This is a genomic window from Larkinella terrae (genome assembly GCF_009668025.1).
In the GTDB taxonomy this organism is placed as follows: domain Bacteria; phylum Bacteroidota; class Bacteroidia; order Cytophagales; family Spirosomataceae; genus Larkinella; species Larkinella terrae.
Window position 1 is genome coordinate 508004 of record NZ_WJXZ01000006.1, and the last position, 15343, is coordinate 523346.

General features: G+C 48.7%; 16 protein-coding genes and 1 pseudogene. 5 read left to right on the forward strand and 12 right to left on the reverse strand.

The features are described 5' to 3' along the window. Nucleotides 1–16 precede the first annotated feature (16 nt). From GJJ30_RS12800 to GJJ30_RS12830, 7 genes and pseudogenes are all read right to left on the reverse strand, one after another. Nucleotides 17–319 (reverse strand): DUF3817 domain-containing protein, encoded by a 303-nt coding sequence (locus GJJ30_RS12800; RefSeq protein WP_310588235.1) that lies wholly within the window; start codon nucleotides 317–319, stop codon nucleotides 17–19. Beyond that, on the reverse strand, nucleotides 319–870 hold the full coding sequence (locus tag GJJ30_RS12805; RefSeq protein ID WP_229313098.1) for a hypothetical protein: 552 nt from the start codon (nucleotides 868–870) through the stop codon (nucleotides 319–321). The genes GJJ30_RS12800 and GJJ30_RS12805 overlap by 1 nt, the downstream gene beginning before the upstream one ends. Further along, entirely contained in the window at nucleotides 857–1759 is a 903-nt protein-coding gene (locus tag GJJ30_RS12810) for a helix-turn-helix domain-containing protein (RefSeq protein ID WP_154175544.1), read from the reverse strand. Before GJJ30_RS12810 ends, GJJ30_RS12805 begins: the two co-directional genes overlap by 14 nt. A 95-nt stretch (nucleotides 1760–1854) precedes the next feature. After that, nucleotides 1855–2325, reverse strand: coding sequence for a YdeI/OmpD-associated family protein (locus GJJ30_RS12815; protein WP_154175545.1), 471 nt, complete (start codon nucleotides 2323–2325; stop codon nucleotides 1855–1857). 1 nt (nucleotide 2326) lies between these two features. Then, entirely contained in the window at nucleotides 2327–3847 is a 1521-nt protein-coding gene (locus tag GJJ30_RS12820) for a malate:quinone oxidoreductase (RefSeq protein WP_154175546.1), read from the reverse strand. Between the two features lie 139 nt (nucleotides 3848–3986). Beyond that, on the reverse strand, nucleotides 3987–4541 hold the full coding sequence (locus GJJ30_RS12825; RefSeq protein WP_154175547.1) for a GNAT family N-acetyltransferase: 555 nt from the start codon (nucleotides 4539–4541) through the stop codon (nucleotides 3987–3989). 109 nt (nucleotides 4542–4650) lie between these two features. Continuing rightward, nucleotides 4651–6015: pseudogene (locus tag GJJ30_RS12830) on the reverse strand (TrpB-like pyridoxal phosphate-dependent enzyme). 56 nt (nucleotides 6016–6071) lie between these two features. On the opposite strand from GJJ30_RS12830, the gene GJJ30_RS12835 reads away from it, so the two are divergent. Then, on the forward strand, nucleotides 6072–6482 hold the full coding sequence (locus GJJ30_RS12835; RefSeq protein ID WP_154175548.1) for a GNAT family N-acetyltransferase: 411 nt from the start codon (nucleotides 6072–6074) through the stop codon (nucleotides 6480–6482). Nucleotides 6483–6642: 160 nt separating this feature from the next. On the opposite strand, the gene GJJ30_RS12840 is transcribed toward GJJ30_RS12835, so the two are convergent. Next, complete coding sequence (locus GJJ30_RS12840) at nucleotides 6643–7572, reverse strand: polysaccharide deacetylase family protein (protein ID WP_154175549.1); 930 nt, start codon at nucleotides 7570–7572, stop codon at nucleotides 6643–6645. A gap of 141 nt (nucleotides 7573–7713) precedes the next feature. Between GJJ30_RS12840 and GJJ30_RS12845 the strand changes: the two genes are divergently transcribed. Further along, a complete protein-coding gene (locus GJJ30_RS12845; RefSeq protein WP_154175550.1) occupies nucleotides 7714–8478 on the forward strand; it encodes a hypothetical protein in 765 nt (254 codons plus the stop codon). Nucleotides 8479–8564: 86 nt separating this feature from the next. On the opposite strand, the gene GJJ30_RS12850 is transcribed toward GJJ30_RS12845, so the two are convergent. Next, on the reverse strand, nucleotides 8565–8879 hold the full coding sequence (locus GJJ30_RS12850) for a DUF3817 domain-containing protein (protein WP_154175551.1): 315 nt from the start codon (nucleotides 8877–8879) through the stop codon (nucleotides 8565–8567). Between the two features lie 166 nt (nucleotides 8880–9045). Here GJJ30_RS12850 and GJJ30_RS12855 point away from each other — a divergent pair, with 166 nt between their 5' ends. The 3 genes from GJJ30_RS12855 to GJJ30_RS12865 all read left to right on the forward strand — a co-directional run bounded on the left by GJJ30_RS12855 (nucleotide 9046) and on the right by GJJ30_RS12865 (nucleotide 11710). Further along, a complete protein-coding gene (locus GJJ30_RS12855) occupies nucleotides 9046–9774 on the forward strand; it encodes a hypothetical protein (protein ID WP_154175552.1) in 729 nt (242 codons plus the stop codon). Between the two features lie 98 nt (nucleotides 9775–9872). Next, nucleotides 9873–10964 carry a serine hydrolase domain-containing protein gene (locus tag GJJ30_RS12860; protein WP_205880559.1) on the forward strand — a complete coding sequence of 364 codons (1092 nt, stop codon included), beginning with the start codon at nucleotides 9873–9875 and terminating at the stop codon, nucleotides 10962–10964. An 8-nt stretch (nucleotides 10965–10972) separates the two neighbouring features. Further along, nucleotides 10973–11710, forward strand: coding sequence for a hypothetical protein (locus tag GJJ30_RS12865; RefSeq protein ID WP_154175554.1), 738 nt, complete (start codon nucleotides 10973–10975; stop codon nucleotides 11708–11710). A 21-nt stretch (nucleotides 11711–11731) separates the two neighbouring features. On the opposite strand, the gene GJJ30_RS12870 is transcribed toward GJJ30_RS12865, so the two are convergent. The 3 genes from GJJ30_RS12870 to GJJ30_RS12880 all read right to left on the reverse strand — a co-directional run bounded on the left by GJJ30_RS12870 (nucleotide 11732) and on the right by GJJ30_RS12880 (nucleotide 14703). Further along, nucleotides 11732–12436: a DUF1028 domain-containing protein gene (locus tag GJJ30_RS12870; protein WP_154175555.1), complete on the reverse strand. Its 705-nt coding sequence runs from the start codon at nucleotides 12434–12436 to the stop codon at nucleotides 11732–11734. A 174-nt stretch (nucleotides 12437–12610) separates the two neighbouring features. Then, a complete protein-coding gene (gene sufB, locus GJJ30_RS12875; RefSeq protein WP_154175556.1) occupies nucleotides 12611–14056 on the reverse strand; it encodes a Fe-S cluster assembly protein SufB in 1446 nt (481 codons plus the stop codon). Nucleotides 14057–14214: 158 nt separating this feature from the next. Continuing rightward, the gene (locus tag GJJ30_RS12880; protein ID WP_154175557.1) at nucleotides 14215–14703 is read right to left on the reverse strand and encodes an Lrp/AsnC ligand binding domain-containing protein; all 489 of its coding nucleotides are present in this window, start codon (nucleotides 14701–14703) and stop codon (nucleotides 14215–14217) included. Nucleotides 14704–15343 lie beyond the last annotated feature (640 nt).

The following is a 15343-nucleotide window of genomic DNA, read 5'->3' on the forward strand; positions in this document are numbered from 1 at the left end:
TCATTACCCGGTTTTTTTATCCGACTCTGGAAAGGATTTTATAGTCAATATAAAACGTCCCGAACGGAATGAAGCACGCGAGAATAACTTTCCAGGTCGTGTCCATAAATTTCCATTTATGTTCAATTCCAAAACTTAGTGTATTGATCACAAACAGCAGGAATAATAACCCATGAACCGGCCCCATCATTTTGACAAGCGAAGGGTCGTTGTTCGCGTATTTTAAAGGGACGGCAATGCCAATTAATACGAGGAGTGAAATGCCTTCCAGAAAGGCGATGAGCCGTAAGCGTCCGATTTTAGTGTTTAAGAATTTCATCAGTGAAAAGCGCGAAAATAAGGCCGGTTTGCCAGCGGAGAAAACGGCCAGGGGATGGCTATAAAAATGAGAATCAACGCCAGGCTAAACCAGATGGTCATCGTTTTAAATTTGCTTCTATCCAGCTCTTTTCTTTTTGAAGCGGCTGAGCCAATGGTAACGCAAATGACTGCCAGCGTCATTAAAATAATGTGAATCAGGCCGAAAAACAGAAGGTCAAATTGTTGGCTGGCTTCTTTGTAATGGGATCGGAAATAGGCAATAGTTGGGCTGTTAAAATACAGGGTGTAACCAATTACCAATTGAATATGGGCAATGGTCGCGGTCGTATGGCGAACGAAATTGGCTGATTTGGTGAATGACGTTTTTCGGCCCCAGCCTATTATGCCCAGGTAAGTTCCGTAACAAAGACTAACCAGAACCAGCCAGCGGAAAGCAGAATGGACAATCAATAAAATGGGGTACATAACTTGTTGCATTGGTTGATGCAAAGATCCATGTACCCAAAGAAGATCGTTAGGATGGAGCAGGCGGTTTTCAGGACTTTTCAATCATTCGGCGAAATTCGGTTGGCGTCCGGCCTTCGTATTTTTTGAACAACCGGGTAAAATACGAGGAGTCACCAAAGCCGACTTCAAAAGCTATTTCACTGACCGACAGGGAGGTTTGGCAAAGCAAGACTTTCGCTTCGAGCAGAATCGTTTCATCGATCCATTTCGTTGGTGACTTCCCGGTCATGGCCTTCACGGTTTTATTAAGGTGATTGGGGGTAATATTCAGCAGCGAAGCGTAATCCGAAACCAGGTGTTTGGTTCGAATCATGGAGAAGAGGAGTTCGCGAAAGCGGTTTGTGATCGCAACGGATGAAGTCGGGTTGCCAACCGATACCGGTCGATAGACCCGGTTTATTTCGCACAGCAGGGCCAGCAGGTACGCCTGAAGAAGTTCGGGATTCCGGAGTCCGGACCGGGAATAATCAAATAAAAGCCGATGCATAACCTGTTCGATAAACCGGGCAGAATCCGGGTCCGGTTTGATCATTGGATTGCCCCAGACTCTTAAAAAATCAAAGTCTTTTACCACGCTATTCCCGAATTTTTCGAGCAAAAAATCCGTATGAAAACCGCATAAATACCCTTTATTGACTTCATTTTCTTCAAATGAAAAAACCTGCCCGGCCGGTACAATCAGCATCTCGTGCTGATGAATCGTAAACAATTCGCTCCCGATTTTGATGCTCGCTTCCCCTTCGGTAATGAATAAGCAGGAGTGAATGGTGGAGCGGGAAGCCGGAACGGCCCGATGAACATGGCGGTACATGTCTTCAACGCGAACAGCGAAAAACTTCCCGATGTCGCCTTTTAGAATCGCATTTAATTCGTCGGAAGGCATGAATGTTGCCGTGAAGGCCCGGGTATCGTACAACTTTATATCACTCATGTTGCGTTGATTCAATCGGAATGAAGGCAAATATAAAAGCCGTACTTCGATTTCAAGTACGGCTTTCTTTCAATAAAAAGATGACTGAAAATTGTTTATTTCTTTTTTAGACGATCAATCATTTTAATGGCCCGGTCAACCCGAATCTGATTATTCTTTGCGCCATCGACGTAATAAATAATGCCCCGCTGTTCGCTGGGTTTTAATGCCTGAAAACACCGGTTTCCTTCTTCATCAATCGTCAGTAGCTCCTGCAATTCCTCGGGCATTTTTCTACCGTACTCACTGTCATCTTTCCAGATAACGACCTGCACTTTGTCGCCCGGGCGTAGTTTTAATTGTTGCCGAATAGGAGTGCCAATGCTGATATAAAACGAACCGTTTCCTTTGGGCCGCAACGCACAATGAAACTCAAGTTTACCGTTTAACAAACAAACCAGCCTAAGCGGAGTTGGGCTGGTAAATGGCTGCGCCACTTCGTCGGGTACATCGATGTAATGCATTCCGTTTTGAGACGTAAACCGGTCGATTACCGACTCAAAACGAATTGCATTTCCGGGAACCATATCAGGATTGGGCCAGTTCGGTAACTTTCAACTCCAGCACTTCGCTCGTCCAGGCACGAGTCTGGTAAGCCAGTTCCGAATCCGTTGCCAGCGATTGCCCGTACGACGGAATCATTTCCTTCAATTTGCTCTGCCAGGCTGCCGAATTGATTTTTGTCGGAAAACACCGTTTCAGCAGATCAAGCATGATGGAAACGGAGGTCGAGGCACCCGGTGACGCGCCTAGTAAGGCCGCAATGGACCCGTCGGCAGCGCAAACGACTTCGGTGCCAAACTCAAGAATACCGCCTTCTTCGGGGTCTTTCTTGATGACCTGCACCCGCTGTCCGGCAATTTCCAGATCCCAATCGTCCATTTTGGCTTCTGGAAAATACGCCCGCAACGCTTCCAGCCGATCTTCCGGCGATTGCCGAACCTGATCGATCAGGTATTTCGTCAGCGGAATATTGTGAATTCCGGCGGCCATCATCGGCAACAAGTTATTGGCTTTGATCGAAAGCGGTAAATCCATGAACGAGCCGTTTTTCAGGAATTTAGTCGAAAAACCGGCGTAAGGACCGAACAAAAGTGCCTTTTTACCGTCGATCATGCGGGTGTCGAGGTGCGGAACCGACATCGGCGGGGAACCTACAGACGCTTTGCCGTAGACCTTGGCTTCGTGTTTTTCAACAATCTCCTGGTTGTTGCAGACGAGCCACTGCCCGCTGACCGGAAAACCGCCAAAACCTTTGCCTTCGGGAATGTCGGCTTTTTCTAGCAACGGCAATGAGCCGCCACCCGCACCAATGAAGATAAAACGAGTCCGCAGCTCGCGTTTTTTCCGCGTCGACCAGTTTTTTACGGTAATTTTCCAGGTGCCATCCGCTTCCTGTTCCAGGTCCCGGACGTCGTGCGCCAGCCGGATCGTTACGCCATCCATTTTTCGGAGATGGTCGAATAATGCGCGGGTCAACGCGCCGAAATTGACGTCGGTGCCAATTTCCATGCGGGTTGCCGCCACTTTCTCCGACGAATCGCGGCCTTCCATGACGAGCGGTATCCACTCTTTCAACTGCGCCGGATCTTCCGAATAAAGCATGCCTTTGAACAGGTGGTGATTATCCAGCGCGTCGTGGCGTTTTTTCAGGTATTCGACGTTACTTTCTCCCCACACAAAACTCATGTGCGGAATTTCGTTAATGAACGTTCGGGGGGATGGAGAAATGTTTTGCTGAACGAGATAGGCCCAAAACTCTTTGGAAACCTCGAAGGACTCGGCAATTTTAACTGCCTTGGAAATATCGATTGAGCCGTCTTCCCGCTCAGGAGTGTAGTTTAGCTCACAAAACGCCGAGTGACCGGTTCCTGCGTTATTCCAGGCATCCGAACTTTCGGCGGCCAGCACGTCCAGCCGTTCGAAAACCTCGATCGTTAACGAAGGATCTAATTCTTTGAGCAACATGCCAAGCGTGGCGCTCATAATTCCGGCACCGATCAGAACAACATCCGGATCTTTCTGTATAAATCGACTACTTTTTGGCATAATAGAGAACAAATATCTACTTATAAAACTATTTTTTAATCCATCAGATTCAAACTTTTATGGTAACTTCTGTGGAATGTTTGTTGTTTTTAAAGGTGATTTTAGTGGCTCATTTGCCAAATCCAATTTCTGTTGGAATTTATTCTATCGGCGTCCAGCGAGAGTAAAATACGGAGTCGTAAAACCGCCCGTTGAAATATTTATTCTCTTTGAAATGGCCTTCTTTTTCAAATCCGCAACGTTCGAGCAATTTGGCCGACGCCCGGTTTTCCGGATCAACAACGGCTTCGATCGAGTGGAGCTTCAGGGTGCGAAAACCGTAGTTCACTACGGCGGTCAGCGCTTCGCGCATGAAGCCGGTTCCCTGATAATCAGCCCGTAACAGGTAGCCCACTTCGGCGCGATAGTTCGCCTTATTCATGCGAACAAAGCCAATCGTTCCGATGACTTCAGCCGAATTTCGAAGCGCAATCGCCCAGGTAATCATCTCATTTGCCCGGATGCCTTCGTTGAAACTCTGAATCAACAGGCTTGCATCCTGAACCGACCGGGCCAGTGGCCGGGGAATAAACCGCATAATCTCCGGATTGGAGCGCAATACAAATAAATCGGATGAATCAGCGGTTTTAAACTGCCTCAAAATCAGCCGGTCGGTCGATAAAGTCGGAAAAGGCTCAAAGTTTACATCCAGCATAAATTGCTTCAATAGTGGTTTCTCAACCTCGTTATTCGCTATTCAATATTCGGTATTCGTTATTTAAAAAATATTAAATAACGAATACCGAATATTGAAAGGTTGATGATTAGGAAATCACCGGTGTATCCAGTTCCGCCAGCGATGCCAGAATCTCTTCCTGCGTAACTTCGTGTTCGACGAGTTTGCCTGATAAATACTGCTCGTAGGCACCCATGTCGAAGTGACCGTGTCCGCAGAGATTGAACAGAATGGTTTTGGAAACACCCTCTTCTTTGGCGCGTTCTGCTTCCCGAATTGCGGTTGCAATAGCGTGCGTGGCTTCCGGCGCCGGGATGATGCCTTCCGTCCGCGCAAATTTAATTCCGGCTTCGAAACATTCTAACTGCTTGAGAGCCTGCGCTTCAATCAAACCGTCTTTCAGTAATTGGCTCACGATTGCCCCCGCGCCGTGGTAACGCAAACCGCCCGCATGAATCGGGGCCGGAATAAAATTATGGCCCAGCGTATACATTGGCAGGAGGGGAGTCATGCCCACCGTATCGCCCAAATCGTAGCGAAAAACGCCACGCGTCAGCTTGGGACAGGAAGCCGGTTCGGCGGCAATGCAGCGGATTTTCTTCCCTTCTTCCAGGTTATAGCGGAGAAACGGAAACGAAATTCCGGCGAAATTGGAACCACCTCCGAAAGGAGCCACGATCACGTCCGGAAAATCACCGGCCTGTTCCAGTTGTTTAATGGCTTCCAGACCAATCACCGTCTGGTGCATTAGCACGTGATTCAGCACCGATCCTAGGGCGTATTTCGTATTTTCGTCCTGAAACGCCAGTTCGACGGCTTCCGAAATCGCAATGCCCAGGCTCCCCGGAGAATCGGGGTCGGCGGCCAGAATTTTTTTCCCGGCTTCGGTACGGTTCGACGGCGACGGATAAACCGACGCGCCCCAGGTATTCATCAGGATCTTGCGGTACGGTTTGCCCTCATAACTGGCTTTCACCATGTACACCTCGCATTCGATGCCGAACAACTGACAGGCAAAACTCAGGGCACTACCCCACTGGCCCGCACCGGTTTCGGTTGTAATGCGCTTGACGCCAGCCTGTTTGTTGTAAAATGCCTGCGGAATCGCCGTGTTTGGCTTATGAGAACCGGCGGGGCTACCACCTTCGTATTTGTAGTAAATCTTCGCGGGCGTATCCAGCAGTTTCTCCAGACCGTAGGCCCGGAACAGCGGTGTGGGTCGTCAGATTTTATAAATTTCGCGTACTTCATCGGGAATATCGACCCATTTTTCGGAGGTAACTTCCTGCTTGATCAATTCCATTGGGAACAGGGGCGCGAGCATGTCGGGACCAATCGGCTCTTTGGTGCCAGGGTGCAGGGGCGGCAGCGGTTTGTTGGGCATGTCGGCCACGATGTTGTACCACTTTTCGGGAATGTCGGCTTCCGTCAGGATGAATTTTTTCTGTGCCATTGGTTAGATGAGTCTGGAATGAAGCCCTAACTTAGCAATTTACCCGTTGTAATTCGATGCAGATTCGACAAATTAAACCGGAAGAGACCTACGCCCTGCGGCATGAAGTTCTCTGGCCCGAAAAACCGTTGGAGTATGTCATGCTGGACGAAGACGCTGATGGGCAGCACTTTGGGGCGTTTCGGGACACTGATTTAGTCGCCGTTATTTCGCTTTTTATGGAAATGGAAGTTGCCCGTTTTCGGAAGTTTGCCACCCGGCCCGACTGCCAGCGTCAGGGCGTTGGAACGCAGTTGTTGCATCGGGTTATCGACGAAGCCCGGCAGGCAGGTGCGCAGCTACTCTGGTGCGACGCCCGGCTTTCGGCGGCCGATTTTTACCGGCGGTTTGGCATGGAGCCGGAAGGAGCGGTTTTTTTCAAAGGAGAAATTCTGTATTCGAAATACGTTTTGAAATTAACTAATTGAAGGGATTTTTCAATTGGAGCCCATGACTTTAGGCTTGGGAATAATTGAATATTGATTTTGGATAGAGTGGACCGTTTAAACGGTTTCCGTAAGCCTGATGGTGAACAAAAAGCCCACGGTTTAAACCGTGGGCCGATAAAGTATATTTCGGTATACCAAATTACCTGAAGCTATTCTTAATGTTGTTACTCAACGTCTTTGGACTCCAGTAACCGCTGGCGATGATCCGGCGGATACTTAGCAACGGATTTTCTTCGTCACGCTTCTTTTCGGCCAGTTGGTAGGCACCCAGATAGCCGCGTTTCTTTAACTCAACCGTTGCTTCGTGATTCCAGAGGCCGAACGGGTAGGCAAAGTGCCGTACCGGTTTGCCGGTAATTTCCTCCAGTTTTTTAGTGGGTTGTTCAATCTGCGTGACCCAATCGGCCGCCGTGTATTTCTTGACATTGTGGTGATCCCAGGTATGGCAACCAATCGTGTGACCGCGGTCGGCCAGGTCTTTGATTTGCTGTTTATCCATGTAATGCTGGTAACCCCGACGGCCAATCGATGCCGTCATGATGAAAAATGCACCTTTAAAACCGTGTTTTTCGAGTTCAGGAGCGGCAAGCGTATGTTGTTCCTCATCGCCGTCGTCGAAAGTGATCAGAACCGGTTTTTCGGGTAATGCGGCACCCGTCGTTAAATAAGCGTAGAGTTGATCGGGCGAAATGGAGTGATAACCGCTATCGGCCAGCATCTTGATCTGGTCTTTGAACACCTGAATCGGCATGATGTAGCTGCGGGCATTTTCCGAATCTTTCGGTCGCCAGTCGCGAATCTGGTGGTAACACAGAATCGGCACCTGTTTCCGGGCGATAATCGTCGGCGCATCGGCAATTTTATCAGCTGGAATAGTCTTCGGATCGGTTTCGGGCGCAGCGGTTTTTGCCGACTCGGCCGCCGGTTTTTCCTTCGGTGTTTCGGCCGAAGCCGCGCTTGCATTCAGGGTACTGCTTGAATTTTGTTGCTGATTACAGGAGGTGAAAGCGACAGCGGTAAAGGTTGAAATCAGAAGGGGTAAAACGATACGGTGGACTTTTTTATTCATCTTCGTTCCGTGCAACACGATGTTAAGTTGAGTCTATTTTCGGGCAATATACGGAAAAGGTGTGTTTGGTAAATACCGGAAAAACAGTAAAATTACTAACCGTTAACCGGCTGTTAGACTAACGGTTGACAATCAGATCAGATGGAAGCTCAAAATAATTCAGGGATCGATTCCGGCGGCACCAATCAAGCTCCGCAACCGACGTCCTCCGGGAAATTGATCAGGCTGTTGCGGGAGAAATGGCCGGAATATGTGATCGAAATTCTGGTGATTATTTTCAGCATCACGATTTCATTTATTCTGGACGAATGGCGCGAAAAGCAACGCAAGGAAGAAGTCGAACAAACGTACCTGAAAGGGCTCTCAAGCGATATCAAAACCGATCAGAATCAGCTAGTTGAAGTGATTGAAGAAACCCGCCAGATTCTGCAGAATGTTGATCAGTTGATTGCCGCCAGTCGCCAGCCACTACCCGCGGATTCGTCCCGGCAGGTGCTGAACGCGATCCGGTTTATCCTGAAACGACCGCGTTTTGTGGCCGAAGACGCTACGTTCGCGGACCTGAAAAGTACCGGTAACATGCAGCTGATGTCGAATTCGGATCTAAAGCGGGCTTTGTTCGATTACTACAAAACGTACGAGTCCGTTACGCTGGTAGAAAATGCGGAACTGGATGCCGTTACGAATCTGGTAGGCCCGTATTTGATCAGTCGGGTTTCTTTTGCAGACGGTAAATCCAGTGATATTTCGCACTTTTTCGGCCAGACGGAGTTTCGAAACATCATATTCGTCCGGAAGTCTCAGCGAAGTGAATTGCTGAATGCGTACCAGAAGCTACTCAATTCGGCCAAAATCATTCAGGAAGCGGTCAAAAAACAGCTTCCGAAGAGCAGTGAAAAGAAGTAGCGGTTTTTATTGGAAACCGTTATGCATTTTGAATCAGTGTCTAAGCCCGTCACTGGAAGCCCTGATTATCCTTTACAAAACCGGTATTAAGAAACCGTTTGCTCCTGTTCTTTTTTGAGCCGACTCTCCAGCCAGAATGTTCCAAAGGGAACCAGGGAAGCCACAAAGGCGATAATGACCCGGCCAATGGACCAGCGACGGTCGAAGGTTACGGAAATCAGCGCAATCAGGTAAGCAATAAACAACACGCCGTGCGCCCAACCTACCACTTTGACGGCATGTGGCCATCCAGCCAGGTATTTTAGCGGCATCGCAATTCCCAGCAGAACCAGAAACGAAATGCCTTCCAGAATGCCAATCAGGCGAAAACGGCCCAGTGGAGTTTTGAGGGAAAAATTCATGGAGATTCCTTTACGTTATTTCAGCACAAACAGATATACAAACATACAACCGCATTCCCGTAAACGCCACCTTCCGACCATTGCCATTTATTGATTCAGCAGACCATTTTTGTATTTGGTATAACAAAGTAGCTTGTATTACCTATTTTCGGGAAAAATTTTTGCAATGAATAAAAATTTGTCCGATTGGGAAGAGGACTGGTTTCCAGGACGTTGGGTGGGTGGTGTATCGTTGGTGATTGCACCGCTTTTATTGTTGGCCGGAGAACTCCTGCGGTTTCCGTTCGACTTCTTTTTTCCCAGCCAGCTCAAAGCGTTTGACCAGCATCCGGTTCAACTCACGACCGCTTACAGCCTGTTTTTGAGCGGAAATATCCTGTTATGGCCCGCCATTGGTACAGTAGCGAAGTTGATTGGCCGGTCGAAACCGGGCTGGGCGGTCTGGGGCGGAACGCTGGTCATCCTGGGGTTATTTGCGCGAACGTTTCATTACGGCATCAACCACTTGGCATTTCAGTTGGTCAGGGTTCAGAATCTGGAACAGGCCACCAAAGCCGTTGCCGACTCATACGGAGCCTTTCACGTGGTTTCGGTTTTGTCGGGTGCCATCATGGCGGGCTGGGTGGTACTGGCAATCGGCGCCTATCAATCGGGGACACTTGGTCTGATTCGTTCCGTCGCGCTGGGAGCCATGTCGGCGCTTATGCTGGGCGTACTCAAAGGAAGTTCAGCGGTTTCAGTTCTGGCAACCTCGGGGCTTTGCGTTGCCCTGATTCCTCTCGGTTTCAAGGTGTTGACCGGCGGACCTAAACCGGAAATTCGCACGGTTTTGCTCTGGTCGGCCGGAATGATTGCGCTGGTTGTGGGAATGTACTTTTTTGGACAAGCCGGGTAGAAAGGTTAAATTTTGTTAAGGTAAGTGAGTTGGTTTTGATTGCGTCGAATACAATCCCACCTTTGGCCGGAAATTCAACAAAATCAATGTGCCAGCTATTGAAAAAATACTATTCTATTTTCGTCTTGTGTTTAGCGGGCTGTACAGCTTTGCAGGATGATCCGTCGGCTACTTATACGTATCAGGTTCCAAATCAGCTCTCGGATGGCTGGGCGGTGGCTTCGCTGCAAAGTCAGCAAATGAATCCAAAACCGGTTGAGCAGTTGACCGATCAGATTGCAACCGAGCAGTATCGGAATATTCATAGTCTGCTGATCGTTAAAAATGGAAGGCTCGTTTACGAGAATTATTTCAGTGGTTATTCGCAATCCGTTCCCGAAAACATTTATTCGGCTACCAAAAGCGTTACCTCAGCCCTGGTCGGAATCGCCCTTGACCGGAAACTGATCAAAAGCCTGGACGAAAAGGTGGTCGATTATTTCCCACTGGAAGCCCCACTGCCGAATCTGACGGCGGCCAAAAAGCAAATGACAATCCGGGATTTGCTGACCATGAGTTCCGGTCTGGAATGTGCCGATGACGATCCTCAATCGCCTGGTAACGAAGCCAGGATGTATCAGTCGGCGGACTGGATTCGCTACATCCTGAGTTTGCCAATGAAAACGAATCCCGGCACCAAGTCGAATTATTGCACCGGGGGCGTAGCGGTTTTGGGCGGCATTCTTGAACGGGCAACGGGGAAAACCGTAGACGATTTTGCGGAGGAAAATTTGTGGAAACCGCTCGGAATCAGTCCAATCCGCTGGGACCGGATGCCAACCGGACAGGTAAATACCAGCGGCAGAATGTTCATCCGGCCGCGCGACATGGCCAAGTTGGGTCAGTTGTTCCTGAACAACGGGCAGTGGGAGGGAAAGCAGGTCATTTCGGCCGATTGGGTGGCGGAGTCGACCCGAAAACAGGTGATTCTCCGCGATCAGGAATACGGCTATTTGTGGTGGCGCCGGGACTTCAATTTTAACAACAAGACCTACCCCGCTTATTACGCATCAGGGAACGGGGGCCATTTTATTGTGGTGCTGCCCTCGGAAAACTTAGTAGTCGTTTCGACGGCCGGAAACCTGAATTCCGGTATTGGCGCCCAGATTTTCGGAATGATCCGGTTTCAAATCTTACCCGCTTTGTTATGAATTATTCAATGAAAAAACCGCTCCTGTGTTTGGTGGGCCTGTTGTCGTTTACCGGAGTTTTCGCTCAACAACACAGCCAGTTTGTTGAACTCACTGTTGGCGCAACGCCTTTGCAATTCAAGGATCATTTTCATTCGCCCTACACTTATCGGGCGACAGGTTTGGGCGTTCAGGCAACGTATGGGCAGGAGCGAGTGAACACGCGCTGGCAACTCGAATTCGGCTATTCTCAGGCGAATCCGCAGTCCATTGTTTCCAGAAAAGCGGCCACTCGGGTTGTCGATGCGGTCTTAAACTATCAATGGCGACTTTCCCCGGTTACGAAAACTGGTAATGGTTTACACTATTTTGCCGGTGCGGGCTTGCGGTTTTGGGGAAACTCAACGAATTATTCACCTGACATTGAAGTTGCCACCACGCAGGCGACGGCCGCGTTTTCGCTGGGTGCTTCGGCCAGAGCGGTTTACCGATTTAAAGCAGTACATCGACTTGACTTACAGGCTTTTGCTTCGGTAGTAAGCACGGTTTACCGCCCGAACTATGCTTATTTTGGTAAAGAACGATTCGACCTGAGCTGGTTTGGAAAAAGTCCGATCGCCGATGTGCAGTTGACGTATAGCTATCAGGTTAGCAGCCATTTTCAGGGCATTGTCCGGTATCAAGTGAGCTATTTTAAGTACGATCAACCCCGCCAGTTGACGTGGCTGAACCAGGGAATCAGTGTAGGAATCCGACGGACGTTTTAGCGGTTCACGAAATTCTCCGTATTAAATTGAGCGCTTCTGTTTCCAGCGTTCGTATTTTCCCTGAAGCAATAAAACCGCATTTCGCCCGCCTTTGGGTTGGCCGAAAAACTGCAACTCCAGATACGGTTTGTTCGGTTTATCGTCCGGTTTGGCCACCATGATGAACGCACTCGTTGCGCGCTGATCACCACACCGGTTGTCACCACCGGCATCGGAACCTGCCACCAGGGCCCGCATCAGAATTTCGTCGATCCGCAGCGATTCTTTCTGACCTTTCAAAACCGCATTCAGAATGATCTGCAACTCGTTTTCATTCGTTAAGGTGTTGCCCTGAACCGATACGCCATCAGCTGTTAAAGCGCCTTTGGACCCGTGCGTCTCCGAACCCGCGTAGGTTGCCGAATTATCTGGGTATTTTAGTGTAACCACGGCATACTGCTGCGCTTCGAAATCAAACGCCGGATCTTTCAGGGCGGCAATGATTTCGGTGGGCGACGAACCCGCCCGAATCATTTCCAGACCTCTATGGCGGGCATCGTTGTTGCTCATTGCCTGAACGATGATCGCACCTTTGCCGGGCACAATCCGGCCAATTCCGTAACAATTGTACGTGCAGGAAGCCCCGGCAATACCGATTTCGCCGGTTTTTGAGTCAACGAGAATGATAGACCAGGTGGCGTAGGAGGGAAAGGAGAGGAGAAGTAGGAGAATAGTTAACAATTTCATGAGAAACCTATTTGATAGGAACATAGGTTGAATGGATTTAACCGATCAAAACCGGTTTTAGCCGGGCAATCAGTCCCATCTGTTTAATCCGTGTTTCCATCCCAAAGTACAAACAAAAAAGGCAAGTCGAAACCTGCCTTTTGAATTTTACTATACAATAAGTCCAATTAACAATTAACCAACGCTGCCTTCCAGACTGATTTCCAGCAGTTTCTGAGCCTCTACCGCGAATTCCATCGGCAACTGATTCAAAACCTCTTTGGCATAACCATTGATGATGAGCGCAACGGCCTGTTCCGTCGGAATACCGCGTTGGTTGCAGTAGAAGAGCTGGTCTTCTCCGATTTTTGAGGTCGTCGCTTCGTGTTCGACGGTAGCCGTCTGGTTATTTACTTCGATGTACGGAAACGTATGCGCACCGCAGCGGTCACCCAGCAGGAGGGAGTCGCACTGGGAGTGGTTCCGGGCGTTTTCGGCCCGTTTAAACACCTGAACCAGACCACGGTAGGAGTTCTGACTCTTACCCGCCGAAATTCCTTTCGACACAATCCGGCTTTTCGTGTTTTTTCCGACGTGAATCATCTTGGTTCCCGTATCGGCCTGCTGGTAGTTGTTCGTGACGGCAACGGAATAAAATTCACCGATCGAATAATCGCCTTTTAGAATCACCGACGGATATTTCCAGGTGATGGCCGAACCGGTTTCCACCTGCGTCCAGGAAATTTTCGAGTGAGCACCTTCGCAAATTCCGCGCTTGGTTACGAAATTATAAATACCGCCTTTTCCTTCCTTATCGCCCGGGTACCAGTTCTGAACCGTCGAATATTTGATCTGAGCTTCTTTGGCTGCAACCAGCTCAACGACAGCCGCATGTAACTGGTTTTCGTCGCGCATCGGGGCTGTACAACCTTCGAGATAGCTCACGTACGAACCTTCGTCAGCCACGATCAGCGTCCGTTCGAATTGACCGGTCCCGGCCGCGTTGATCCGGAAATAAGTTGACAATTCCATTGGGCAACGAACGCCTTTCGGAATGTAACAGAAGGAGCCGTCGGAGAAAACCGCCGAATTGAGGGCGGCAAAATAATTATCGCGGGGCGGTACTACCGAACCCAGGTATTTTCGTACCAGTTCAGGATGCTCCTGAACGGCTTCGGTCATCGAACAGAAAATGATGCCGAGGTCTTTGAGTTTATCTTTAAACGTAGTCGCAATCGAAACCGAATCAATCACGGCATCGACGGCCACACCGGCGAGTCGTTCCTGTTCCTGCAACGAAATACCCAACCGTTCAAACGTGGCCCGCAGTTCCGGGTCGATTTCGTCTAGGCTGTTAACGGTTTTTTTCTGCTTTGGCGCAGAATAATATTTAAGTCCCTGATAGTCAATCGGTGGGTACTTGAGATTCGTCCAATGAGGTTCGGTCAGTGTGATCCAGTACCGATACGCCTTCAACCGCCATTCCAGCATCCATTCCGGTTCGTTTTTCTTGGCCGAGATGAACCGAACAATGTCTTCGCTCAGCCCGACCGGTGCCTCATCCGCTTCAATCAGCGTCTCGAAACCGTACTTGTACTCGGAATTGGTAATGCTTTCTAAAATTTCAACGTCTTTGCTCATGATGGGTTGCGGGCTAATACACGCAAAAGTCTATAGGATAACAAAACGGGCTTCGTGACTGTTCCTTCCGGTTAGGCAAATATCGGAAACTTTCGCCTTATTATACGAGGAACCTTTGAAAGTAAACGCCGGGGTACCGGGTTCTGACCGAAAAACCGTTAGTCCTTATCCGGTGGAACGTTGACGCCGAACGGAATCGGGCGGGAGATGCGCTCTTCAAGGGAGATGAAGGTTTCGGTTCGCTGAATACCGCCCACTTTCTGAATTTTATCGTGAAGAACTTCGCGCAGGTGCTGCGTATCCCTGCAGACAATTTTGGCAAATATGCTGTAAATACCGGTCGTGTAATGAATATTAACCACTTCGGGAATTTTCAGAAGTTCAATGGCAACCTCTTCGTAGAGGGAGCTTTTATCGAGGTAAATGCCCAGAAAACCGCTAATGTCCCAACCTAATTTGGTGTGATCGATGACCAGTTGCGAACCCCGCACGATGCCCATCTGCTCCATTTTTTTCATCCGGACGTGAACGGTTCCCCCCGATACGAAAATCCGTTTACCAATTTCAGTGTAGGCCATATTGGCATCTTCCATCAGCAAGGTCAGGATTTTGAGATCGATATTGTCAATCTCTAAATTTTTTTCCATTTGAACGGTAAAATTTTTAATATCCTCAACAAATTACATGATCTTTTATGAAAACAGAAATTTTACCATTTTTTTAATAAAGAATTTGTAAATAAGTTAGTATTTGCATTAACTTTGTATTGTTGAATCGCTCAACCAGGTCAGCAGATCGATTCAACACAGTTCTTTTACCTTGTAGGATGTCGAAATTGGCAGACGTGCCCTCCTGTCTCGGGGGTGGTGATCACGGGAAAAACGCAGCATAATGCCGCTTGCAAAAGCGACTGGGGTTGACCACCAGAAGTTGTACTGTAGCTAACCGCACCGTGGGTGGTTCGAGTCCCCCTCCTACAGCATTTGGCTTGATTTTTGATCGGCCACATCAAAATTAATGGCTTCGGCAGCTTGCTTCTGCGGCTGCATTCCGATTGGTTTTTAGTTTGTTGATGAAGTGTAATCTTAACACGCCGGCTCAGGTTGAGGCCGGCGTTGTTTGTTACTATGATTACAGTGATACATATAATGAGGATGAATGGATCAAATCCAAAAGTTGTGGAGTGCGTAGGATTTTTCTAGGTTTGTGCTTTCATCAAACCGATTTGTTTTGGAGAGTTTCTTACCTATCATTCAGTTCCTGCTGCCTGAGTTCATTCTGGAAAAT

Coding starts and splice junctions, on each gene's coding strand:
- GJJ30_RS12800 (WP_310588235.1), bottom strand. CDS start 319: ATGAAATTCTTAAACACTAAAATCGGACGCTTACGGCTCATCGCCTTT.
- GJJ30_RS12810 (WP_154175544.1), bottom strand. CDS start 1,759: ATGAGTGATATAAAGTTGTACGATACCCGGGCCTTCACGGCAACATTC.
- GJJ30_RS12815 (WP_154175545.1), bottom strand. CDS start 2,325: ATGGTTCCCGGAAATGCAATTCGTTTTGAGTCGGTAATCGACCGGTTT.
- GJJ30_RS12820 (WP_154175546.1), bottom strand. CDS start 3,847: ATGCCAAAAAGTAGTCGATTTATACAGAAAGATCCGGATGTTGTTCTG.
- GJJ30_RS12825 (WP_154175547.1), bottom strand. CDS start 4,541: ATGCTGGATGTAAACTTTGAGCCTTTTCCGACTTTATCGACCGACCGG.
- GJJ30_RS12835 (WP_154175548.1), top strand. CDS start 6,072: ATGCAGATTCGACAAATTAAACCGGAAGAGACCTACGCCCTGCGGCAT.
- GJJ30_RS12840 (WP_154175549.1), bottom strand. CDS start 7,572: ATGAATAAAAAAGTCCACCGTATCGTTTTACCCCTTCTGATTTCAACC.
- GJJ30_RS12845 (WP_154175550.1), top strand. CDS start 7,714: ATGGAAGCTCAAAATAATTCAGGGATCGATTCCGGCGGCACCAATCAA.
- GJJ30_RS12850 (WP_154175551.1), bottom strand. CDS start 8,879: ATGAATTTTTCCCTCAAAACTCCACTGGGCCGTTTTCGCCTGATTGGC.
- GJJ30_RS12855 (WP_154175552.1), top strand. CDS start 9,046: ATGAATAAAAATTTGTCCGATTGGGAAGAGGACTGGTTTCCAGGACGT.
- GJJ30_RS12865 (WP_154175554.1), top strand. CDS start 10,973: ATGAAAAAACCGCTCCTGTGTTTGGTGGGCCTGTTGTCGTTTACCGGA.
- GJJ30_RS12870 (WP_154175555.1), bottom strand. CDS start 12,436: ATGAAATTGTTAACTATTCTCCTACTTCTCCTCTCCTTTCCCTCCTAC.
- sufB (WP_154175556.1), bottom strand. CDS start 14,056: ATGAGCAAAGACGTTGAAATTTTAGAAAGCATTACCAATTCCGAGTAC.
- GJJ30_RS12880 (WP_154175557.1), bottom strand. CDS start 14,703: ATGGAAAAAAATTTAGAGATTGACAATATCGATCTCAAAATCCTGACC.